Here is a 24063-nt window from a genome sequence, read left to right on the forward strand (position 1 = left end):
ATATCAATTAGTGGGGTTGTTAGCCAATTCCCTTCGCTTGGCTATGATACGTTGAAAGGCTGTCGGTGTAATGCCTGTGGTATTCTTAAATTGCGTGCTCAAATGGGCTACACTGCTATAATTAAGCTTAAAGGCAATTTCTGTCAGCGACAAGTCTGTCTTTGCAATTAAGGATTTTGTGTATTCAATTTTTTGAAGAATGATAAAATTCTCAATGGAGGTATAGGTAACTTCAGAAAATAGATTGGAAAGATAGCCGTAACTGTGCCCCAGTTTTTCTGAAAGATAAACCGAACTCTTCACATTTACTTGGCTTTCCTCATTAAAAACCATATCCACTATGGCATCTTTTAACCTTTGAACCAAGATGATTTTTTGGTTTTCGATAATGTCAATACCATAATGAGCAAATCGTTCGTTCAATTGTTTGATGGATTCGCTTGAGGCCTTATCATCAATCTCGATTTCCCCAAAACTTGGAATTGTATATCCAATCCCTAGCGAATGCAAGGTGTCTTCAATAACTTTATTGCAAATGCGTGTAAAATCAAATTTTACAAATATCTTCATGGTCTACTCTAAAAATAGTTAATTGGTTGGATATGACTATGGAAAACATCACTTGATTCGACTTCCATAAGGCATACCAAGATAGGCAATAAATGTGCTCGATTTCAATATTTTTTAACTCATTTGCTTTTTTGATATATAAAACCCTGCAGGTCGTACTGCAGGGTTATAAATCAAAGTGCAATTTTTGATAAGGACTTATATTTAAGACTGAATATCTTCCAATCGTTTTACTTTGTTCAAGGTGCCTTGGATGTCACCGAGTTGTGTTTGCAACTCATGGGTGATTTCCGGAGACAAAGTATGTTTATTCAATACATCCTGATACTCATCCACACTGGCTTTTTCACCTCGGATGACTTCCTCCAATACGGCTTCATCATCATTACCGGCTAAAGAACTTTTAATATCTATCCAGGCACGATGTAAAGTACCAGTCGTACTACCTTTTTCTTTAGGTGTCTCGCCCAACTGTCGTAATTTTTGGTCAATAGCCGTAGCAAAGCGGCTGCGTCGTGCGGCTTGATCTTGCAAAAATCCTTTCAAAGCTGGGTTTTTGGCATCCTCCATGGCCTTTTTATAGCCTTTTTCGGCATCATAGTTTTTCTCTATGATTCCTTGTAGAACATTGACGGTTTCTTTATGTTTTTCTTCTCTATTAGTTTCAAATGTGGTTTTCATAATATTAAGTTTTTAAGATTATTACATCCACTAATTTACCAACCCTTAATCACAATATGTCTTAATATTTTCTTATTTGGGAGGTGTTTAACAGGAAGTCTTAAGGAATGTTAAGGCACAGAATACCCTGCTATGTTAAAAATCTGCCAATGTTTTAGAAACTGTAGTCCAAAATAAATGAGTAGCCGTATGTATGTTTAATTTGAAGACTTATCCATCACAAAACATACATTGAAGATATGCAAAACAATATACCATCATCACCAACCGGCTCACAAAATGAGACATCATATAATCCGCAAATAATTGAAAATAAAGCATCCGAAACTACAGAAATGTGGAGTTTTTTGGTATTGGGCGGAACGTTTCTAATTATGGCGATAGCCTTGCTGTTTGTGTATGCATTGCAGCATGATTTTTCTGAACTAAGAATGGAACGAATGAATAACCCATGGGGTATCACTTTTATGGTAGTCAGTGCAGCACTATTACTCTTTAAAGGTGGAATGTTTATTTATTCACTCTATCTATACATACGTTATAAAGCAATTCCATCAGTGCCTGATGATGAATTGCCAACCTGCACAGTGATTGTACCTGCGTACAATGAAGGAAAGCAGGTGTATGATACATTAGTGAGTTTGGCAGGTAGTGATTATCCAGAGGGCAAATTGCAGCTACTCGCCATTGATGACGGTAGTAAAGACGACACTTGGCAGTGGATGCAGGAAGCAAAAAAAGCTTTGGGAGATAAGGTGTCTATTTTTCAACAGCCTCAAAACAAAGGAAAGCGTCATGCCCTTTACAGAGGTTTCAATTTAGGTACAGGCGAAATATTTGTAACGGTAGATAGTGACTCTGTAGTGGATGCCGATACACTTCGTAATTTGGTAAGCCCTTTCATCACAAATCCAAACTGCGGTGCAGTAGCTGGTAACATAAGAGTTCTGAATAACAAGCAAGCTTTGTTGCCAAAAATGCTCGACGTGAGTTTCGTATTAAGTTTTGAATTTGTACGTTCAGCGGAAAGTCAATTGAATTCAGTATTATGTACACCAGGCGCTTTGGCTGCCTACCGCAGAAAAGCAGTCTTTGCTTGCCTGCCACAATGGATCAATCAAAGCTTTATGGGCCGTCCATCTGATATAGGTGAGGATAGAGCCATGACAAACATGATCCTAAAACAAGGCTACCATGTGTTGTTTCAAAGCAACGCTTATGCTTATACCAACGTACCAGAAAAATACAAAGGATTATATAAAATGTTCATCCGTTGGGGCAGAAGCAATGTGCGCGAAAATATTGCCATGGCAAAATACGTCTTTACGAATTTCAGAAAAGATAGCAAAGTAGGAACGCGTCTTCTGTTCTTTAGCCAATCATTAGAAATTATATTGAGCTACCCGTTCTTGTTGATTATGTTAGGCTTTGTCATCATGCATCCGGTGCTGTTCATCAGCTCTACCTTGGTGAGTATTTTGATTTATTCCAGTTTTTCGGTACTGTTCTATGCTAAAAAATATAAACTTTCCGAATCTTTCTGGGCTTATTCCTATAGTATTTTATACACATTTGCCTTATTTTGGATTACACCATATGCCATCGCCACTGCAAGCAGAAGTGGTTGGTTAACGCGCGATTTACCGAATAAGCAGATAGCTTAAAATTATAAAAAGAGGCTTTAACAGCCTCTTTTTTATGAAGGTTTTGGAATGTAGATGTCAAATGTTGCACCTTTCCCAAGTTCGCCACTGGCAACGATGGCGCCTTCATGATTTTCAATAATACGTTTTACAATGGCAAGCCCAATACCTGTTCCGCTGTATTCGTCTTTGCTATGAAGGCGTTGGAAGACTTCGAAGATTTTTTCGCTGTAGGTCGATTCAAAACCAATGCCATTATCAGAATAAAGAATATGGGTATAAATTTTCTTTTTTGATAAATGGTCAATGCCTAAAGACCCCTGAACTTCATCACAAGAAATGGAAATTTCGACAGGTGTATCTGCCTTGGCAAATTTGACAGAATTGGTAATAAGGTTATGAATAACCTGTTTAAACTGCACTGGGATAATCCTCACATCGCAGATACTGTTCAAATGAAAAATCACCTTATTGTTTTCCAACTCCTCACTTAAGGTTTCCTTGACATCTTCGAGGATATCACCAAGACCCATCACTTCAAATGTTACTTCTTGGGCATTGGTTCTAGAATAGGCAATAAGATCTTGTATCAAATTCTGCATACGATAGGCAGAATTTTGCATTCGGCTAAAGTGTTTCTTGGCATTATCAGATAGGTTCTCATATTCATTGTCCATTATACGTGAGGAAAATGTTTGAATCTTCCTCAACGGCTCCTGCAAATCATGACTAGAAATGTAAACAAAGGCCTGTAATTCCTTGTTTATTTTTTCAAGGTCTACATTTTTTTGCTGTAATTCCTTGGTGCGTCGCAGTACCATTTTTTCCAATTCTGCGGTAAACATCTTCTGCTCTTGGATATCCGTGCTGGTACCTACCCACTGTTTAATGACCCCTTCGGCATCTTTTTGTGGAACGGCACGGCTCAATTGCCAACGGTATTCACCATTGTGTTTTCTGAAACGTTGTTCAAACAGATAATTTTCTCCAGTCTTTACAGACTGCATCCACCGTTTCATATTGTTTTCCTGATCATCGGGATGTACCATTTTTACCCATTCATCATTTAAAAGATCTCCTTGCTTAAATCCTGAAAAATCATATAATGCTTGGTTAAAATAGGTCAAATTGCCTTCAGGGTCAGCAGTCCAGATATATTGCGGCATGGAGTCGGCTAGCAGTCGGAACTTTTCCTCCCGCTCCAAAAGTTGTTGCTGAAAGTTGCGTTCTTCAGTAATGTCTCTGATGGTTCCCATCACACGTTCTGCCTCACCATCCTCATCAAAGTAAACCTTTCCTCTGGCTTCCATCCATCGAACGGAATGTTCGCCCATATGTATTCGTGACTGATAATATAAAGTGCCGGTTTTAAATGCCTGTTGAAATGCTTGCTGCCTTATCAATAGGTCTTCAGGGTGTATATTGGCGGTCATTTCCTGTTGAGACAGTTCATTTTCGCCATCAAAGCCCAATATTTCATAACAGCGTTGGGAGGCTTCTACTTTACCGGATTTTAAATTGGCATCAAAAATACCGAGTTCACTGCCTTCAATAATTAATTGCAGTTTCTCTTCATTCTCCTCAATAAGCTGTCTGGCTTCTACCGTGGCAGTAACTTCAGATACCGCAACTATAAAGCCCACGATTTGATTGTTCTCATCAAGAGGATGATACACAAAGTTAAAATAGTGTATAGTGGTATCACCTTCTCGATCAAACACGACTGGTAACTCATAGCCATGATAATCTTCTCCTGTCTTGTAAATCTCTGCTATAATAGGCTTTAAAGTGTCTTCCACTTCGGGCAAGGACTCAAATATAGGTTTCCCTAAAAATTCTTCTTCAGTTTTATTAACGAAGTCCAAATAGTTCTCATTGGCCATCTCGGCTACATAATCAGGGCCTCTAAAAATGGCAATGCCCAATGGCGCTTGTTTTACCGATTCGCGAAAACGCTTTTCGCTGTCCTCTAGTTTTTGATAGGCCTCGTGGATTTCAGTGACTTCAGCTGCTGTGTTCATAACAGCATAGACATCACCTTCTGAATTGTATAAGGGCGTAAAACTGTAATTGAAATAATAGGGCTTCACCTCACCATAACGATTGATGTCCACTCGCTGGTTCTTGGCATGAAACTCTTTGCCAGTACGTAACACATGTCTTATTTGATCAAAAACAGGTTGACCTTCCAGCTCTGGAAGAATTTCCGTATAGCGCTTCCCCACCACATCAGGCCCCTTACCAAAGATTTCCAAAATGGTCTCATTGGCAATAGTAATCAGCATGTCTTCTCCTTCATAGACCCCTATAGGGAAAGGGGCGCTCTCAATCAATGCACGAACATACTGTTCGCTTTTTTCCAATTTGGCGTAGGCTTCATGTAATTCCGTGACTTCTGCTGCAGTATTCATAACAGCATAAACCTCTCCATCGCTGTTGTAAACAGGAGTAAAGCTATAGTTAAAATAGTACGGTCTTAAAGCACCATTTTTATAAAGATCAACGCGCTGATTCTTGGCATGGAAAGCTTTGCCAGTACGTATCACACCTCTCAACTGCTCATAGATATGCTGATCTTCTAATTCTGGAAGGACTTCTGGATACGTTTTACCTATCAGGTCGTAACCTTTTCCCCAGATATCCATAATCGATTTATTTAAAAGTGTAATCCGCAATTCTTCACCTTCATAAACGCCAATGGGGAATGGGGCGCTTTCCACCAAGGCACGGATGTGTTGTTCACTGTCCTCGATTTTCTTTCTGGCGAGCACTTGTGGAGTGATATCATAACCTATGGACATGAGACCATTGACATGCCCTTCTGTATCATATAGTGGCTCAATTGAAAAATCAATATGGAGAATTTCAGATTGGCCATTTCTAACTAAATGAATGGGCATTTCTGGTGTCGAAAAGCGTTTCCCGGTTCGTGCAACATCGTCTACAACGGCTCTCAACCCTTGGGAAACCAATTCGGGCATACACTCAAACAGAGGAAGATTGATAACCTCTTCTTCCGTTCTGCCCCATAACTCCAAAGCATATTTATTGGCAATATCTACCTTGTAATCGGCGCCCCGGAAAATAGCAATGGCTATGGGAGCCTGAAGAATCATGGTTCTCAAGTTGTTCTCACTCAACGCAATCTCTTTCCGTGCTTCCACTTGTGAGGTGTGATCCTGAACCCAAACGGCAACCTTTCCGACCTTCCCGTGCTTATCCTTTAAAGGGGCATACACAAAGGTGAAATAGAGGGTTTCCTCTTTCCCTTCGTCAACCCAAACCTTTTCCATTTCGCTCGAATAATAAGGCTCTCCTGTTGCAATGACTGTGTCAAGCGCATCGGAATAGCTATGTTGAATGTCAGGAAAAATCTCCCAATAAGATTTGCCCAAAATAGCCTCTTTGGGGTGATCCACAATGTCCACAAAACTGTCATTGACGATTTCAATGACCAAAGTTTTCGCATCCAATAAGCAAATGCCCATAGGCGATTCCAAAATCATAGTGCGAATATGATTCTCCTTCTCTTCAGATTTTAAATTGGCGGTTGTTTGCTCGGTAATATTTTCAAGGGCACCGTGGAAACGATAGGGGCGTTGGTCAGCATCAAACCAAACACGACCCAAGGCATGTACAACGGTTTCTTTTTTTGTGAGCCAGTTCACGACGGTATAAGTAATGTCATAATCACCACCAGATTCATAATCCAAAGCTTTTTGAATGGCAGCGGAAACACGCTCACGATCCGTTTCTACAATCGCATTCATGGCGTCAATCAATAGCACATCTTCTTCCAGAGGCAATCCAAACCATTGTTTAAGGCGTTTGTTGGCTTTAAAAGTATGGGAGACAGGGTTATAATCAAACGTACCAATATCCGTCGCTTCAATCACAAATTCCAGTTCATCACGCTTGTCCCTCAAGGAGATTTCAGCGGTCTTCTTTTCGGTAGATTCGATAACTGTAACCAAGATACCGCCCACCTCACCAGTATCTAACCTTATAGGGCTATAGGCAAAGTCAAAATAGCAGTCTTCCAAAAAACCTTTCCTGTCCAATTGCAATTTTAAATCCGTAAAACGCACAGGCGTACCCTGCATGACACCCTCAAACATAGGGCCTATGGTATCCCAAATTTCCGGGAAGGTGGCTTTTGCACTGTTGCCCAAGGCATCCGGATGTTTAGATCCAATCATAGGGCGATACCCATCATTGTAAATCTGTATATAATCAGGGCCCCAAGCAATATACATCCCGAAAGGGTTGTCCAACATCACTTGCACCATATGCTTTAAAGGTGCTGGCCAGCCGTTCGGGTCTCCTAACGGAGTTTGGCTCCAGTCTTTGGCTTGGATGCGGTGCCCCATGGCGCTGTCATGATTTAAAAAAGAAGGGGGCGTGTTATGATGACCCATGGATATAGTTAAGGTTGTATGATAAATTGTTCTTTGGAAGGTTGGGGACCTTGTTCATGTGTAAAAGAGGTGATCGCCTTTTTGATAACTGCCTTCAGATGTTTGAATTCCCCTGGTTTTTGAATATAATAGTGAGCACCAAGGTTATATAGTTTGTCCACAACACCAGCATCCATAGAGGTCGAAAACACCACAATGGGAATGTCACGCATAGCATCCGAGGTTTTGATCTCTTCTATGCATTCCATACCCGATTTCTTGGGCATGTTGAGGTCCAAAAACAAGAGGTTAGGATGGGGCACATCGGCTGTTCGAAGCAAGGCCATCAATTCAACACCATTGCTTACAGTGGAGAAATTGACAGAAAGATCCATTTCTTCGAGCGCGTCCTTAAAAAAGTCGCAATCATCGACATCATCATCGGCAAGCAGTAGGTTGAGTACCTTATCCATGCATATCAAGGGTTTTTAAAATCTAACAGATTGAGGGGATAGTCACAAGTATGACGGCAAGATAAACTTAAGCGTTAGACCTTTTGAAACTTGAGTGTCTACATTGAAGTTACAACTCATGCCATTGGGTAAAAGTCAATTCTAACTGCCAAATGATAGATACTAGCGAGGGAAAATCTCTCAATTGCGAGACTAATTTAAGGATTTATTTGATATGGCTACTTTAACATTCTAATTAAGTTCAACTTTGGGGTGTTAAAATCAAAGCTTTGGCGACAAAGGTCCGAAGAACGTATTCCAATACCTTTGGTGCAGCTAGCAAACATCACTATAAGATGGAGGGGAAAAATAGGTAATCGTTGTTGATATTTTAAAATGCAGCCATTGGGTTTAAAAATATAAATCAAGAGCCAATATGATTTCGTCTCTGTGCCATTTTGGATTGCGCATATTAAAATGGGTTAGTATTTATATTTCTTTTGCCGTCAGATTAGTAACCGAATAATCACTCAATAAATCCTCCAACAAGCTAGTTGTAATGTCTGAACTTCCTACCAATATAGTTTGGAAAATTTCAATACGGTCATCCACAGTCAGTGTATTGAGTTGTTCATCATTTCGATAAAAGGCCATAAAATCAGCTCGTGTAATTATACTGCCGTTTTGCATATAAAGTCAATGTTTTAATGCAATTTACAAATAATTACCTTTTTTCTGAATCATGATTCAAGCCTTTACGAATGATTTTTCAACAATGATCCTTCACTCTTATTTCCTAGATTAATTTTAAAAATCACCCCACCCCCAAAACATCCAAAGCCCTTCCGTCCTGCATAGGCATAAGCTTACCAGTAAGTTCACTAAAAAATACCACACCAGCACACACCACCACAGCCATGGCATCAGGTGTAGGCAAATGCCGTCCTGGCACTGCGGTGAGCGTAAAAGCTTCTATCGTTGGAGCCTTCAGGTCCAACATCGCACTATACACAACCCCTCCCGAATGGGGTTCTACCGCATACTGCTGTTTATAGCCTTGCAACGCCTCGTCGTAATACCCCGGACTCACCTGCGTGGCAACCAATAGCAATTGAAAATGGGTCGTGCCTTCTGGCAGACGCACCATGTCTTGGGGTACAAAACTGGGCAACGTCCAACGTACCAAATCTCGGGTCTCGTTGATCTCTAAATCGAGTAGCGTCTCCGAAAGGGCTGAACGTATCGATCGTTGCTTGTTAAAGGAGAAACCCAACAAATGCTTTGGATGGGTCTTCAGGTCAAAATCGCGCTGGCCCAACACACCCTTGCCCTCCCCAATCACTAGCCGAAACTTCCCATTCAAACGGCCACACAAATCCTGCCCACTAAAATGCACTTTGGTACTCAAAATACTGTACCGAAAGTGTGTGCAAAGTGCTGCAGCACCGCCAAACTCTTTATTGTTGCGCAAGGTGCCTTCCTGTGTGGGCTGGTACTTTCTATTTTTGGACTTGGCTATCTGTTGCCCATCCTTGGTATCATAAAAGGTAAGTCCACCCATCGAACCTCTAAACTTGATAAAACTGTCATACCGGGCCATATAAAAAAGGTATTAATGATACAATGTAACGATTGGGCCATCTGCGAAATGACCATTTCAAGCTTCTAGGGAGAGGATATCAAACTACGTGATTTTTTTTGAATAAAACAAGAGGTGCTATCACAAGAGCTTAGGTAAGTGCGCAACAGACAGTATCGAATGGTGTCGGCAAAAAAGGGTGCTCTTACAAAACAAAGGTCTCAAAAAGGCTGTCGAGTTCCTGCTGCGGATCGTCACAAAGGCCCGAATGGGTGTCCGAACTTTGAAGCATGGTACTTCTACAGGCAGTAAGCCAACGAAAACGGTCGGAGAGCTCCAGTCGACCGATAGCGCCTCCAGCGGGAGCGCCTTCGCAAATGAGTTTCCACGAATGTAAATAGGAGTTCAATTCCTCAAAGTCCAAATCTTTGGAAAAAAGGGCCAACTTCCGAGGGTCCAGATGATAGCGGACATCCAGAAATTTATGGCGCTTGCAATACAAGATCACACCCACATTGAAGAACTCTTCCCGCTCTACTTTGGGGACCATCCGTATCAACGCATATTCAAAAACGTGCTTATCGTGCATCTTCAGCTTCTTTTAGTAATAAATCCATACGCTCTAATCGCGACGTTAAATAACGATGATAGTTGGCACGCATGGCGTCGGGGCTTAAATTATCGGACTCATGCCGCAACCACTCATCGGGGATGCTGGCAATGATAGAGGCAATAATAGCATCGGTGAGTGTGGCCTTGATCTCCGATGCCACGTCGCGTAACTGCGTGGCTTGGGAGAGCAATACATGATCCTTGACTAAAGGGAATGTCCGCGTCAGATGTTGCTCCCACGTAGCCCATTGGTGGTGAAAGTAAAAACTGGCACCATGGTCAATGGCCCACAACTCGCGATTCCAATGCAACAGATTGGTGTTCTTGGCAGTGCGATCAATATTGCTGATCAAACTGTCCAACAGCACTACTTTCGACGCAGTATAGGCATCCACTGGGGTTACCAAAGGGTCATAGGTCATGGCACTCGACAAAAAATGAAGGCCAAGATTAAGCCCAACACTGAACTTTAGCAAATCCTGGATCTCCTCATCGGGCTCGGTCTTGCTAAAAGAATCGTCGAGCATCATAAAAACCAACTCGGGTACTTTTAGGCCAATGGCACGGGCCAATTCGCCACCCATCAATTCGGCTATCAACGCTTTCGTACCCTGCCCGGCACCTCTAAACTTCAAAACGTACTGAAAGCCGTCATCAGCCTTTACAATGGCAGGAAGGGAACCACCTTCTCGAAGGGGTTTGATATACTGTACAACCTGTACGGTACGAAGGTCCAATGGTTTCATGTTAGCGAAGATAGAAAAAGTTAGGTAGTGTTCCGAATCTTAACAGGTTTCTATACATCTTGTTCGAGCGATAGTCCAATTTATATAAGCCTCGTGGGTAATTAGTGGGCAATAGTTTTAAAAATGAATGGCATTGACAATCATATAACAGAGAAAAGAAGACGATCTAGTAGGTGGGATTTTTTTTGATGACATTTTCAAAACGTCTCGATGTAAAGAACACACCTGTAATCTCCACAATGACCTACCTAAAAGTCAAATGAATGAAAACTTCAAAAAAACCGCATATCATGAAACATATCATATTCACATTTACCTTGCTACTGTCGGCTATGACTTCAGCACAAATAGGTATAGGAACCACCACACCCGACCCGTCTTCTGTATTGGAAGTATCAAGTACTACAGCAGGAGTATTGGTGCCAAGAATGACACAGGCACAACGACTGGCCATCGGCACTCCGGCAACTGGCCTTTTGGTCTATCAAACCAATAACACTGTAGGCTTTTGGTTTTACGATGGCACGGTGTGGAGAAACATCTCCACAGCTGCTGGTGGCGAATTTCAAAGCATCGGTGGTATTATTCAAAATACGACAGATGTTGCCAATGACGATTTTGTGGTGGGTGACACGGATTTAATTGGAAGCGGAATAAAAATGTATTTTGATAAAAGCAAGGGAGCATTTAGGGTAGGTGAATCTTACGGATCAGAATGGAATGATGTGAATGTCGGTATAGGATCCACCACAATAGGAGCTGGATCAGCTCCTGGTAATTATAGTTTTAGCATACTGGGTCAGGCCAATGGGGACAGTTCGGTGGCGATGATGGGGGGAGAGACCAACAGCGAAGCGGCCTTTGCCTTTGGGGATTCGGCATCTGCTACTGGCGACCACGCCCTGGCCTTCGGCCCTCAAGCCCTCACCAATGGCGACTACGCCATTGCCATGGGATATGACGCCTCGGCAACAGGAGTGTCGTCGGTTTCGCTTGGAGACAGTTCCAGTGCATCTGGAGATTATGCCTTTGCGGGTACAGGTGGAGACGCATCGGGCATCAGGTCCGCGGCCTTCCATACGGGCATGGCCTCTGGGGACTACAGTTTCAGTGTCGGCGGTTTGGCCAATGGGAACAGTTCGGTGGCGATGATGGGGGGAGAGACCAACAGCGAAGCGGCCTTTGCCTTTGGGGATTCGGCATCTGCTACTGGCGACCACGCCCTGGCCTTCGGCCCTCAAGCCCTCACCAATGGCGACTACGCCATCGCCATGGGATATGACGCCTCGGCAACAGGAGTGTCGTCGGTTTCACTTGGAGACAGTTCCAGTGCATCTGGAGATTATGCGTTTGCGGGTACAGGTGGAGACGCATCGGGCATCAGGTCCGCGGCCTTCCATACGGGCACTGCCTCTGGGGACTACAGTTTCAGTGTCGGCGGTTTGGCCAATGGGAACAGTTCGGTGGCGATGATGGGAGGCGAGACCATTGCAACCGCACTAAATTCATTTGCTTTAGGAGAAGATACTGAAGCTAGAGGGGTCAATTCTAGAGCATTGGGAACGCAAGTGATTTCATATTCTTTTAACGAGACTGTACTGGGCTATGCAAGTGCTGCTTATACACCAATAAGCACAACAGCAAACGTTGGTACAGATCGACTGTTTGTAGTTGCCAATAACACGTCTAATAATGCTTTAACAATGCTAAAAAATGGCCGAATGGGACTTTCAAGAATTCCTACAACGAACTTATTGGAAGTCAACGGCACGGCGTCCAAATCCACAGCAGGCGATTGGCTTGCCAATAGCGACAGCCGTCTCAAAAAAAATATTGTGACCTTTTCGGAAGAACAGGCATTGCAAAAGCTATTACAAATGAGAGGGGTCACCTACGAATGGAATGATACCCACACAGGAACGGCACGACCAGAAGGTATCCAATACGGATTCATAGCACAAGAATTGATGGAGGTCTATCCAGAAAATGTCGAATTGGATAACCAAGGATTTTATCAAACGGCCTATGGCACTTACGACGCCATGTATGTACAGGCTATCAAGGCTCTAAACACCAAAATAGAACAACTGGAAAAAGATAATCAAGAATTGAAGAATTTAAACAACCAGATGATGACACTCCTTGAAAAATATGAACAGTTGCAAAACAAAGTTGAATTACTAGAAACAGCGTCATCAGATAAAGATATCATCAATACAAATCCGAAGTTAAGGACAGATATAAGTAATAGGTAAGGAAGTATAGCTAGAGCCATTCTCCAAGTAAACTCCAAGTCAACACGGGTATTTTCTTACACACATAAAAGATAATTGTCATCAGAAAGAAAGCTATCACTTGAAGATAACAAAGAAAAAAATGAGATGAAAGGCAATCGAAATGACATAGGATAACAATCTAATGATACTCAAACTACTGAAATACTTTGGATAAAATCAAATATTTTCGACAAAATACCAGAGTCTTGAGGATGCTTTGTGTGAAACGAGGTCACCAGATTCTCGGCATCCCATCAAAATACCCATAAAAAGTAGTTGAGCGCGTACTGTCATAAAATGACTCCAAACTTAAAGCATTTGTAAACGCATCTTCTTCGTCTGGAAAAAGAATTCTCATTCTATCTATAAATTCTGCTTTACTATCACTTTGATTAACCGCATGCCTTACTAATTTCAAATAATCTAGTTTGGAAATACGAATGTTGTTATTGGCGGAAGCATATTCAAGAAAATCACTGTTCAACTTCTCTTTTTTGATTTCACTTCTAAAACGAAATTTGTCCTGCTGTAAAATATAACTGTGGTAATCAACAAATGTATTTCTTGGCGAAGTAACTTGCTCTCCTTCTATAGGAATTACTTGTGAAGGAGTTTTTGGTATGTCTTGAGCAACTATATCTAATGGAACCAATAGCCAGAAGACAAGGCATTTGAGAAAATTCTGGGTAAAATTCTTCATATGGGTGGTTGTTTATTTTAAACTATCAAGATGGTCTTAAACTAAAGACGTATAAAGATACAAAATGTTTCACAGGTGATGTGAAGCCCTATTTTATATTCGTGTTAAATCCTTATGGAAATTTTAAGACTATGTCACACGATTGGCATTCAGAATAAACAATCTGAAATTCCTATGAATTTAGGCAAGATGATGAACTAATCTTTATATAAGAAATCATTGATTATTTCAATATCAAGAACTCACAACGACGGTTGATGGAATGTTCTTCTTCAGTACAATTGTCGCCACACTTAACCAATGGTTGACTCTCACCATAACCTTTGGAACGTAAACGACGTCTGTCAATGCCGTTTTCCACAAGATATTCCAAAGTGGCAGCTGCTCTGTTTCTAGAAAGTCGCAAGTTATATTCTTCTGAAGCTCTGTTGTCGGTATGTGCTCCCAGTTGTATTTCCATTCGGTCATACTTTTTTAACAGGTTAACCAAAACATCCAGTGTTCTTGCCGCTTGAGGCTTAATGTCCCATTTATTGAAATCAAAATAAATATTCTCTAATTCAATATAGATATAACCATCATCTTTAGTGACTACAATTTCTTCGGCATCATCATATGATTCTATTTCCAATTCTATATTGAATTCAATGCGACCATCATCATTGGTCACCAAATCTTCAACCGTTGGAATGTAGAAATCTCGGTAGGCTTCAATCTTATATTTGGTATTTGGTTCTGTATTGAAAATATACTCTGCATCTTCGCCAACCACCATTTGTCCGACAACTGTACCTTGCTCATCGAACAATGTCACTGTAGTTCCTGGCAATAAATTCTTACTGTTTTTGTCGCGTACATCTCCAGTAACAATAAATCGACGCGGATTTTCCTTTCTAGTGAATGAATATAGATTATCACCAACATCTCTATTGGATGACAAATACCCAGTCTCTTCATCTTCATTCAACACATAAGAGAAATCGTCCATTCCGGTATTGATGGTTTCGCCAAGATTCAACGGTTTTGAATAAAAACCATCAAAAATTTTACTCATAAAAATGTCTAATCCTCCCAAACCTTGATGTCCATCTGAAGCAAAATATAAGGTTTCGTCAGAATCTATATAAGGAAATTGCTCGCGATGTTTTGTATTGATGGTTGGACCCATATTCACGGGCTCGCCAAAACTGTCGCCAGTAATATTAACGTAATAAATATCAAAAGAACCCATAGTTCCAGGTCGATCGCTTGAGAAATAAAGCCTTGTTTCATCTTTGTTCAACATAGGATGCTGTGTAGAGAAAAGGTCACTGCAAAATGGCAAAACGGTCACATTGGTCCAGCTCCCATCTACCAACTCCGCTCTGTAGAGTTTCACTGTGGCAATTTCAACATCATCTATCAACACTCGTTTATCATTGGTTCTAGAGAAGTACATTGTTTTTCCATCAGAAGAAAACGTGGCATTGCTCTCGTGCGTTTTTGTGTTAATGCTATCTGAAAATGGTTTGATGTCCTTAAGTTCCTTATCGGGACTGACTCGAGCTTCATAAAGGTCGAGATAAGGTCTTTGGTTCCAATGATAGGTGGGATTTTCACTGTTTCTAAAGGATGCAAAGACCACTTTGTCTCCATAAAAATTCATTCCGAAATCACCTGTTGAGGTGTTTTCAGTCATCCGTTTGATTTCGTAATTGTATGGTACTATTTTTTTTAGATTTTCCTTGAATTTTTTAGTGTCAACAGCATAGCCAAGATATTTGCCCATTATTTTATCGCCTTCTTCATAATCATTTAATGCTTTTAGCGTATTGGCATATCTAAAGAGCACTTCAGGAGGCACGCTATCTGTATAGGTCAAGTATAATTTAGTATAAGGAGTTTTGGCAGATGACATTTGGGAATTGTAATAGTAAGAATCACCCAAATTTTGAAGAACTTCTTGGGTCTGATCTAACTGCTGATACATCACGGCCGCTTCTACATACGATTTATTGGCAAACAATGTGTTGGCTCTTTTGAGAGTAGCACGTTGTCCGAATCCTGAAAAGCCCGTAACCAATAAAAAAATAAATAGATATACTTTCTTCATAGGTAGCGTTTTAGAAAAACCTTGGCGATTTATCATAGCCTTTATTAGGAATTAAACGATTGATATCAAATAAAATCATAATCTCGTGAGATCCTGAATTAAATCTTCCGAGATTGCTGATGGTATAATCATAGGCGTATCCCACTCGAAGCGATGGCGATATTCTAATATTTACCAATCCGCTGACGGCATCATCAAATCGGTAGCCTGCACCCACTTCCACAAAATTATTTATTAAGGTGTTGACGGTCAAATCTAAAGACAATGGCGCTCCGGCAACAGCTTTTGTCATAAAAGCAGGTTTGAGTTTTAAATTCTCATTAAGATTGAAAACATAGCCACCTGTCAAGAACATATGAAGTTCTTCGGCTCCAGCAGCAATGATTCCACTATCACTATCGAGGTGTTTGGATTTTAAAAGATTGGGTGCAGAGAGGCCAACATAATATTGCTCGCCAAAAAAGAAAGCTCCAACACCAACATTTGGAAATGTTTTACTCAAATTATTTGCAAATGCAGGATCGGGTTCCGGATCGGAATACACAAAGCCATTGAAATTGGTGCTGAAAAAGGTAGCACCAGCTTTTAGACCAAAAGACAACTTGTTCTTTTCACTTACAGGAATTATGTAAGCAACATCTGCATAGACATTGGTTTCTTTGACAACGTCGCCGATCTCATCGTGAACTATTGAAAGGCCACCTTCCAAACGGTTGGTTATAGATGTATGTCCAAAAAATGAACCGGTTTGAGGGCCTCCAACAGAGCCAACCCATTGTGTGCGATACAGAACTCCCAAATTAATGGCGCCAGGAGTATCTGTAGCATAAGCAGGATTGATGACACTCATATTATACATATATTGAGTGTATTGAGGATCTTGTTGGGCTAATGCCATAAACCCCATCAACCAAATGAAAGCTTTAAAACTATATGCTATAAATTTTCTTGTCATAAAAACCCTTTCATCATCTGCTTAAATATACCCTTCCTTGTACAGGCTCTCTTACACCATCGTTAAACTCCAAAATGTAAAAATAAACTCCCACAGGCAGCACAGAGTTGCCCAGAGTTGAACCTTTTTTAGATTTTCCATCCCAGTTAGGTGTGTCTTTATTTCCCTTGTACAACACATTGCCATATCTGTTGAAAATCTCTAATGTGAAATTTGGAAACAAGGTCCTGATGTTCGGAATGTCAAAATCGTCATTTGTGCCATCTCCATTCGGAGAAAACCCATCCGGAATGAAAAAGTCTAATTCTTCACACATTTCTACTACAACTGTAACCTCTAAACGCACCACACTTTCGCAGCCATTGCTCGTAGTAAGAGATGCATAGTATGTATTTCCATCAATCAATAACTCATCTGGTTGATAAGCATTTCCGTCTGTAGGGGCATCATACCAGGTTATTGTTTCTGTTTCAAGAATATTTGCTGATAACTCTTGAATAGTTGGATTGTCTTCTTCGCAGAAAGAATTGCCACCAGGGACTGATGTTGGAGTTGGAGCATCATACACTTCAAAAGAGATAGGAGCAATAACCGAAACATCAGCGCCACATTGTGTGTCAACAGATATGAGTTGAAAAATTGTAACAGTTGTGTTGCCTGGGTTAACCAAAAGGGATGTTGGAATTGTAAAGTTTGTTGTACCACCAACAAAATTTACAGTTGCCATACCTTGAGCAGTATTTACACCAGTTAAATCATAAACAATATCATAATTGCCATCGAGTAATTGAGTAGCATTTGAAATAGTTACTGCATTGTCCAATCCGAGACATACATTTTCAGCCTCGAGTGTTGCCCCTGTAGCATCAGGAGGTTGATTGATTGTTACAACAACTTGTGCCGATGAAGTTCCTCGACAAGGTAGCACAGCATCAACGGTGTAAGTATATGTTCCAGCAATATCCACTAAAGGATCAAATAAGCCTGTTCCGCTTGCCAAAGCAGGACTCCAAGTTCCACCTGCATCTGGAGTTCCGCCTAAAGCATTAAAGAGATCCGTTGCAGCATCATTATTACAAAAAGTTATGGCTCCATCTGTTCCAGCATTAGGGTCTAAAACAAAACTTACAGTTACAGTTGCGCTAGCGCTGCAAGAAGAGGTGCCATTGACTGTGTAGGTATAGATTCCAGGTGTATCAACCGCAGGGTCGAAGACTCCAGTTCCACTCGCCAGTGCAGGGCTCCAAGTTCCACCGCTTACAGGTGTTCCTCCTAAACTATTAAATAAATCTTCAGGCAAACCGCTTTCACAAATCTGTAGCGACCCATTTGTTCCCGCGTTCGGCGGAGGCAAAACCGTGACGGTCACCGTTGCGGATGCATCGGTACAAGGAGGCGTTCCTGAAACGGTGTAAGTGTATGTTCCTGCAGGATCAACGGCAGGGTCGAAGATACCAGTTCCGCTTGCCAGTGCAGGGCTCCAGGTCCCGCCCGTATCAGGCGTTCCGCCGAGACTATTAAAAAGGTCCACGGGCGAATTGTTACCACACAGAGTCAATGATCCATTTGTTCCCGCATTTGGTGGAGGCAAGATTGTGACGGTCACCGTTGCGGACTCATCGTTGCAGGGAGGTGTGCCAGCGATGGTATATGTGTATGTTCCTGGTGCATCGACCGCAGGGTCGAAGACGCCAGTCCCGCTTGCCAGTGCAGGGCTCCAGGTTCCGCCAGTATCAGGCGTTCCACCAAGGCTGTCAAAGAGGTCAACAGGCGTTCCGCTCTCGCAGAAGGTCACCGATCCATTTGTTCCCGCATTTGGCGGAGGCAAAACCGTGACGGTCACCGTTGCGGATGCATCGGTACACGGAGGCGTTCCTGAAACGGTGTAAACATATGTTCCGGCAGGATCAACAGCAGGGTTGAAGACTCCAGTCCCGCTTACCAGTGCAGGGCTCCAGCTTCCACCGGCATCAGGCGTTCCGCCGAGACTGTCAAACAGGTCCACAGGCGAATCGTTCCCGCACAGTGTCAAAGCGCCATTGCTGCCCGCATTTGGCGGAGGCAAAATGGTGACGGTCACCGTTGCGGATTCATCGTTGCAGGGAGGTGTTCCAGTGATGGTGTATGTGTACGTTCCCGGCGCATCGACGGCAGGGTCGAAGACTCCAGTCCCACTAGCCAGTGCAGGGCTCCAGGTCCCTCCTGTATCAGGCGTTCCACCGAGACTGTCAAAGAGGTCAACAGGTGTTCCGCTCTCGCAGAAGGTCACCGACCCATTTGTTCCCGCGTTCGGCGGAGGCAAAACCGTAACGGTCACCGTTGAGGATGCATCGGTACAAGGAGGCGTTCCGGAAACGGTGTAAGTGTATGTTCCTGCAGGGTCGACGGCAGGGTCAAAGACTCCATTTCCGCTAGTCAGTGCAGGGCTCCAGCTTCCACCGGCATCAGGCGTTCCGCCGAGACTATTAAAAAGGTCCACGGGCGAATTGTTCCCACACAGAGTCAAAGATCCATTTGTTCCCGCATTTGGCGGAGGCAAGATTGTCACGGTCACCGTTGCGGATTCATCGTTGCAGGGAGGTGTGCCGGTGATAGTGTATGTATATGTTCCGGGTGCATCGACCGCAGGGTCGAAGACTCCGGTCCCGCTTGCCAGTGCAGGGCTCCAGGTCCCGCCTGTATCAGGTGTTCCACCAAGGCTGTCAAAGAGGTCAACAGGTGTTCCGTTTCCGCAGAAGGTCACCGAACCATTTGTTCCGGCATTCGGTGGAGGCAAAACCGTAACGGTCACCGTTGCGGATGCATCGGTGCAAGGAGGCGTTCCTGAAACGGTGTAAACATATGTTCCGGCAGGATCAACGGCAGGGTCGAAGACTCCAGTTCCGCTTGCCAGTGCAGGGCTCCAGGTACCGCCAGCATCAGGTGTTCCACCAAGACTGTCAAAAAGGTCCACGGGAGAATTGTTTCCGCACAGTGTCAACGATCCATTTGTTCCCGCATTTGGCGGAGGCAAGATTGTCACGGTCACCGTTGCGGACTCATCGTTGCAGGGAGGTGTGCCGGTGACGGTATATATGTATGTTCCTGCAGGATCAACGGCAGGGTCGAAGACACCAGTTCCGCTTGCCAGTGCAGGGCTCCAGGTCCCGCCTGTATCAGGTGTTCCACCGAGGCTGTCAAAGAGGTCAACAGGCGTTCCGCTCTCACAGAAGGTCACCGATCCATTTGTTCCCGCGTTCGGCGGAGGCAAAACCGTAACGGTCACTGTTGCGGATGCATCGGTACAAGGAGGCGTTCCGGAAACGGTGTAAATATATGTTCCGGCAGGATCAACGGCAGGGTCGAAGACGCCAGTTCCGCTTGCCAGTGCAGGGCTCCAGCTTCCACCGGCATCAGGCGTTCCGCCGAGACTGTCAAACAGGTCCACTGGCGAATCGTTCCCGCACAGTGTCAAAGCGCCATTGCTGCCCGCATTTGGCGGAGGCAAAATGGTGACGGTCACCGTTGCGGATTCATCGTTGCAGGGAGGTGTTCCAGTGATGGTGTATGTGTACGTTCCCGGCGCATCGACGGCAGGGTCGAAGACTCCAGTCCCACTAGCCAGTGCAGGGCTCCAAGTTCCACCGCTTACAGGTGTTCCTCCTAAACTATTAAATAAATCTTCAGGCAAACCACTTTCACAAATCTGTAGCGACCCATTTGTTCCCGCGTTCGGCGGAGGCAGAATGGTGACAGTCACAGTTGCGGAGGCATCGTTGCACGGAGGCGTTCCAGAAACGGTGTATGTGTATGTTCCTGCAGGGTCGACGGCAGGGTCAAAGACTCCATTTCCGCTAGTCAGTGCAGGGCTCCAGCTTCCACCGGCATCAGGCGTTCCGCCGAGACTGTCAAACAGGTCCACAGGCGAATCGTTCCCGCACAGTGTCAAAGCGCCATTGCTGCCCGCATTTGGCGGAGGCAAAATGGTGACAGTCACAGTTGATGTGGCTTGTGAACACCCAGCATTCGAATCCACTGTGTATGTGAAAACATAAGGACTTCCTACGACAGTCATTGTGGTGATATTTACTGTACCTATACTTCCATTTGTCGTTGGAAAAGGACCAATCCAAGTTCCACCTGACATGGGTGAACCGTTAAGCCCGTCAAAGAGATCTATATGTTGTATAGAGGCAACATCTGTTTCACATATCTCAATAGCTCCGTTGGCACCAGGATCATTAGGCATATTGAACACCACAACAATTTCAAATCGCTCTATACTCTCGCAAGGGGGATCAACAGTTGTTGCAAAATAACTTGCCCCATCTACCAAAGGAGTTGAAGGATCTAAAGGCAATGCGGATGAAATTGTCGAATACCAATTATTGTTTCCACTTGCCACAAGATCTGCAACAGTTGGGCCAGGTTGTTGGTCAGAGCAAAATTCTTGGAGGGCATCTCCAGTAGGTACAGGAACCACTCCAACATTTACAAAAACAGATAGCCTCGAGGTTCTACAGCCAGTAAAAGGATTGGATTGATCAGCATAATAAATTGTGTTATCCATCAAGACTGTGGAAGGTGAGAGAGCCGTGCCTCCACTTGAAACACTATACCATCTAACATCATTACCATTGGCCACCAAATCTGAAATGGTAGCATCCATTGGATCATCAACACAAACTCCTTGAAAATTGAGACCTGTTGGGGCTCCATAAATTAGGACTTCTACACGTTGTCTTGCTCCACATGTTCCAGAATTATCATCGGCATAATAATCTTCACCATTTATTAACCCGGTGGCTGGAGATAGAGCTGAAGTAGATGTTGCAGTTGCATACCATCTTATTCCACCACCATTATCAATTGCCGTTAAATTGGATATTGTAGGTGCTTGAACATCACAAAATGATTGAGTAGGATTGATGACGGTGGGACATTGTGAAAAAGCACTTACAAACCCTAATACACACATAAGAGATGTAAGTATCAGTATTTTAAGACTATATTGACGCGGTTGTTTAGTCATAAGTAGGCTTTGTTAGTCTATCGTCCGATGAACTGCACAAAAATCGGATGTACAAATTTAGCAGAATAAACGAAATGCCAAAATATATTTATTTAACTTCTTTTAAGGTACCATCAGTATTATACTGTATTATATACATTCCTTTGTTCTCGTAGCTACCAACATTATTCACTTTATAATTGAATTTTAAGTTTGTATATTCGGTGATATCACTTTTGGCTGAAGCTTCAAAATTTTTACCTTGAGATAGTCTCAACAAAGTGTCAAAAGTTAGATCAAAACCGTATTTTACATTAACTCCTGGTTCTACACTATAAGTTTTTTTATACGCTTCAATAAAATTTGAAGCCAAAGATGACTGATTTAATGATGTTAAGGATGGGTGCAGCATCTGTAAAATTATAAATCTCTTTTGAGAAATTTCATCTGTATTAGGTATCAGAGATTTATCTAAAAGTGCCAATTGTATGGCGTGTTCAGAAAGTTGACCTAAAAGTAAATTCGTGGTGCTTAAAAAAACACTATTCTTGTCACTTTCGAGAATGACATAGTTGACCTTATTCTTATCAAACATTGAAACCAACTCGTCAGAATTAAAAATTCCTTTTTTATTGACTTCAACAAATTTTGCCGTAGGCGTATAATTGGAAATATAGGATTGACTTTCTTTACGAGCGACATCACAGACCACAATAATGTTTCCGCCTAAAGAAGTCATATAATCTAACATGATATTTCTGCTCGAATTAAGACTTGGGACACCATTATAAATGTTATTCATGCCATGCTCCGTTATTAAACTAGACGCGGATATTACAGGAATGTTATTGGTTTTAGTTAAAGCTGCCACCTCTTCTATATCATCATAAAAAGGTAAAATCACTGCATCATAATTTTCTAATCCATGTTCTTTGGCTAGAACGCCTGCTCGCGTGTTCCTTTTAGAATTACTCGTTTCAATAATGTTAATTTTAAAGTCCAGACCTAAAGATCTCGCCGAATCTTCAGCAATTTGAGCTCCTCTGTAAAATTCGAGATGCTCTCTAATGAAATCGTCTGAAACTTCTTTGAAATTAATATTTTGTCTGTACTCGTCAGTAAATTTATTTTCCGAAAAAGGAAGAAATAATGCTATTTGGTTTCTCTTTGTAACCTGAATGGACTTACTTAAATCTGCATATTTATAAGTTGAAGTTTTGGTGGCTAAAACGGGATCAACAGTTTCAGTTGTAGCGTTGAAATCTTTGGAAGGCATTTTGACAATCATACCAATTTTAACACCATTCGCAACTTCGGGATTCAAATCCACAAAATCAGAAATGGTCATTCCAGCTTTTTTCGACAAACCATATAATGTCTCTTTTGGTCGCACTTCATAGTCCATAAAAGATGTGGATGCTATCGTTTGATTGGACGCATTGACGTTTTCTTTTGGTTGTTGGGTGGTGAATTCAGTTGCTCGCTCGGTTGTTGGTTCTTCCTGAATGATTTCTTCAACCGAATCAGGAGCTGTGCTATCTGCAATCGTTTCAGTAGTTTCTACCTCAGGATTAGATTCCTCCGGAATATTATTGGATACAACCTCATTTGAGTCACCTGGAATCACTATGGTATGGCCAGCCATCAACATTCTTACAATATGAGGATTGACTCTTTCGAGTTCTTCAATCGTAACACCATATTTTTTTGAAAGTCCAAATTTTGTATCGCCGCGTTGCACAACATATGTGGCACTATCACTACTGTTGATATTGTATGGGTATGGGATTTTTAAAACCTGACCGATTTGTAAAATACCATTCAAAATATCGGAATTTGCATTTACCAACTGCTCAACGGTCAGTCCATTATCTCTCGAAATTCCCCAAAGTGTCTGCCCTTTAAGTACCAAATGGGCTTTCTTAATATCAACATTTGCAACCCTTGAAGCTTTTTCATTGCTCTGAATCTTCAAAATGTGACCTGCTTGCAGGCCGTTAATGGTGTGCGGATTTTGTCGCTCAAACTCTTCAATGGAAATGCCAAACCTTCTGGCCAAACTATATTTTGTATCACCTGAAACTACAGCATATGTTATGGTGTTTGAAGAAGAACTGATTGTATTTAAAGAAGATTGCTGCGCTGGTAAGTTGTCTTTTACAGGAATGGATAATTCTTCACCGATTTTGATAACATCAACAGCAGAAGGATTCAGGGCATAAATTTCTTCGGGAGAAACGTTGTACCTTCTTGACAATTGAAAAACCGTTTCCCCTTTAGAGACGGTATGTTTGATGATGTTTTCTTGCGCATTTCCCACTAAAATACACAGAAAAAACATTGATAAACACAAAAAAACGTTCCTCATAG

Annotated in this window: 15 protein-coding genes; 2 read left to right on the forward strand and 13 right to left on the reverse strand. The window is 42.3% G+C overall.

The window, feature by feature from the left end; genetic code table 11:
• Positions 1–3: 3 nt before the first annotated feature.
• Positions 4–570, reverse strand: a complete 567-nt coding sequence (locus tag M0G43_RS03505) for a helix-turn-helix domain-containing protein (protein WP_248023539.1) — start codon at positions 568–570, stop codon at positions 4–6.
• 204 nt (positions 571–774) lie between these two features.
• Positions 775–1251: a ferritin-like domain-containing protein gene (locus M0G43_RS03510; protein ID WP_248023541.1), complete on the reverse strand. Its 477-nt coding sequence runs from the start codon at positions 1249–1251 to the stop codon at positions 775–777.
• A 239-nt stretch (positions 1252–1490) separates the two neighbouring features.
• Between M0G43_RS03510 and M0G43_RS03515 the strand changes: the two genes are divergently transcribed.
• Complete coding sequence (locus M0G43_RS03515) at positions 1491–2915, forward strand: glycosyltransferase (RefSeq protein ID WP_248023543.1); 1425 nt, start codon at positions 1491–1493, stop codon at positions 2913–2915.
• A 32-nt stretch (positions 2916–2947) separates the two neighbouring features.
• Here M0G43_RS03515 and M0G43_RS03520 read toward each other — a convergent pair whose 3' ends face one another.
• The 6 genes from M0G43_RS03520 to M0G43_RS03545 form a co-directional block, all read right to left on the reverse strand.
• The gene (locus M0G43_RS03520) at positions 2948–7264 is read right to left on the reverse strand and encodes a PAS domain-containing protein (protein ID WP_248023544.1); all 4317 of its coding nucleotides are present in this window, start codon (positions 7262–7264) and stop codon (positions 2948–2950) included.
• Positions 7265–7320: 56 nt separating this feature from the next.
• Positions 7321–7764, reverse strand: a complete 444-nt coding sequence (locus M0G43_RS03525) for a response regulator (protein ID WP_248023545.1) — start codon at positions 7762–7764, stop codon at positions 7321–7323.
• 468 nt (positions 7765–8232) lie between these two features.
• Positions 8233–8433, reverse strand: a complete 201-nt coding sequence (locus M0G43_RS03530) for a hypothetical protein (protein WP_248023546.1) — start codon at positions 8431–8433, stop codon at positions 8233–8235.
• Positions 8434–8557: 124 nt separating this feature from the next.
• Positions 8558–9304, reverse strand: a complete 747-nt coding sequence (locus M0G43_RS03535) for a hypothetical protein (protein ID WP_248023547.1) — start codon at positions 9302–9304, stop codon at positions 8558–8560.
• 223 nt (positions 9305–9527) lie between these two features.
• Positions 9528–9911, reverse strand: coding sequence for a DUF3037 domain-containing protein (locus tag M0G43_RS03540; protein WP_248023548.1), 384 nt, complete (start codon positions 9909–9911; stop codon positions 9528–9530).
• Complete coding sequence (locus M0G43_RS03545; protein ID WP_248023550.1) at positions 9901–10680, reverse strand: HipA family kinase; 780 nt, start codon at positions 10678–10680, stop codon at positions 9901–9903. The genes M0G43_RS03540 and M0G43_RS03545 overlap by 11 nt, the downstream gene beginning before the upstream one ends.
• A 290-nt stretch (positions 10681–10970) precedes the next feature.
• Between M0G43_RS03545 and M0G43_RS03550 the strand changes: the two genes are divergently transcribed.
• On the forward strand, positions 10971–12935 hold the full coding sequence (locus M0G43_RS03550; RefSeq protein ID WP_248023552.1) for a tail fiber domain-containing protein: 1965 nt from the start codon (positions 10971–10973) through the stop codon (positions 12933–12935).
• 253 nt (positions 12936–13188) lie between these two features.
• On the opposite strand, the gene M0G43_RS03555 is transcribed toward M0G43_RS03550, so the two are convergent.
• The 5 genes from M0G43_RS03555 to M0G43_RS03575 form a co-directional block, all read right to left on the reverse strand.
• Positions 13189–13656: a hypothetical protein gene (locus tag M0G43_RS03555; protein ID WP_248023554.1), complete on the reverse strand. Its 468-nt coding sequence runs from the start codon at positions 13654–13656 to the stop codon at positions 13189–13191.
• A gap of 223 nt (positions 13657–13879) precedes the next feature.
• Positions 13880–15748, reverse strand: coding sequence for an OmpA family protein (locus M0G43_RS03560; RefSeq protein WP_248023557.1), 1869 nt, complete (start codon positions 15746–15748; stop codon positions 13880–13882).
• 10 nt (positions 15749–15758) lie between these two features.
• Complete coding sequence (locus M0G43_RS03565; protein WP_248023559.1) at positions 15759–16703, reverse strand: type IX secretion system membrane protein PorP/SprF; 945 nt, start codon at positions 16701–16703, stop codon at positions 15759–15761.
• 13 nt (positions 16704–16716) lie between these two features.
• On the reverse strand, positions 16717–21714 hold the full coding sequence (locus tag M0G43_RS03570; protein WP_248023561.1) for a gliding motility-associated C-terminal domain-containing protein: 4998 nt from the start codon (positions 21712–21714) through the stop codon (positions 16717–16719).
• A gap of 88 nt (positions 21715–21802) precedes the next feature.
• On the reverse strand, positions 21803–24061 hold the full coding sequence (locus M0G43_RS03575) for a LysM peptidoglycan-binding domain-containing protein (protein WP_248023563.1): 2259 nt from the start codon (positions 24059–24061) through the stop codon (positions 21803–21805).
• Positions 24062–24063: the final 2 nt, after the last annotated feature.

It is taken from the genome of Subsaxibacter sp. CAU 1640, from assembly GCF_023156585.1.
Taxonomy (GTDB): domain Bacteria; phylum Bacteroidota; class Bacteroidia; order Flavobacteriales; family Flavobacteriaceae; genus JBPOFM01.

Coding starts and splice junctions, on each gene's coding strand:
- M0G43_RS03505 (WP_248023539.1), bottom strand. CDS start 570: ATGAAGATATTTGTAAAATTTGATTTTACACGCATTTGCAATAAAGTT.
- M0G43_RS03530 (WP_248023546.1), bottom strand. CDS start 8,433: ATGCAAAACGGCAGTATAATTACACGAGCTGATTTTATGGCCTTTTAT.
- M0G43_RS03510 (WP_248023541.1), bottom strand. CDS start 1,251: ATGAAAACCACATTTGAAACTAATAGAGAAGAAAAACATAAAGAAACC.
- M0G43_RS03525 (WP_248023545.1), bottom strand. CDS start 7,764: ATGGATAAGGTACTCAACCTACTGCTTGCCGATGATGATGTCGATGAT.
- M0G43_RS03555 (WP_248023554.1), bottom strand. CDS start 13,656: ATGAAGAATTTTACCCAGAATTTTCTCAAATGCCTTGTCTTCTGGCTA.
- M0G43_RS03515 (WP_248023543.1), top strand. CDS start 1,491: ATGCAAAACAATATACCATCATCACCAACCGGCTCACAAAATGAGACA.
- M0G43_RS03545 (WP_248023550.1), bottom strand. CDS start 10,680: ATGAAACCATTGGACCTTCGTACCGTACAGGTTGTACAGTATATCAAA.
- M0G43_RS03570 (WP_248023561.1), bottom strand. CDS start 21,714: ATGACTAAACAACCGCGTCAATATAGTCTTAAAATACTGATACTTACA.
- M0G43_RS03520 (WP_248023544.1), bottom strand. CDS start 7,264: ATGGGGCACCGCATCCAAGCCAAAGACTGGAGCCAAACTCCGTTAGGA.
- M0G43_RS03550 (WP_248023552.1), top strand. CDS start 10,971: ATGAAACATATCATATTCACATTTACCTTGCTACTGTCGGCTATGACT.
- M0G43_RS03535 (WP_248023547.1), bottom strand. CDS start 9,304: ATGGGTGGACTTACCTTTTATGATACCAAGGATGGGCAACAGATAGCC.
- M0G43_RS03575 (WP_248023563.1), bottom strand. CDS start 24,061: ATGAGGAACGTTTTTTTGTGTTTATCAATGTTTTTTCTGTGTATTTTA.
- M0G43_RS03540 (WP_248023548.1), bottom strand. CDS start 9,911: ATGCACGATAAGCACGTTTTTGAATATGCGTTGATACGGATGGTCCCC.
- M0G43_RS03560 (WP_248023557.1), bottom strand. CDS start 15,748: ATGAAGAAAGTATATCTATTTATTTTTTTATTGGTTACGGGCTTTTCA.
- M0G43_RS03565 (WP_248023559.1), bottom strand. CDS start 16,703: ATGACAAGAAAATTTATAGCATATAGTTTTAAAGCTTTCATTTGGTTG.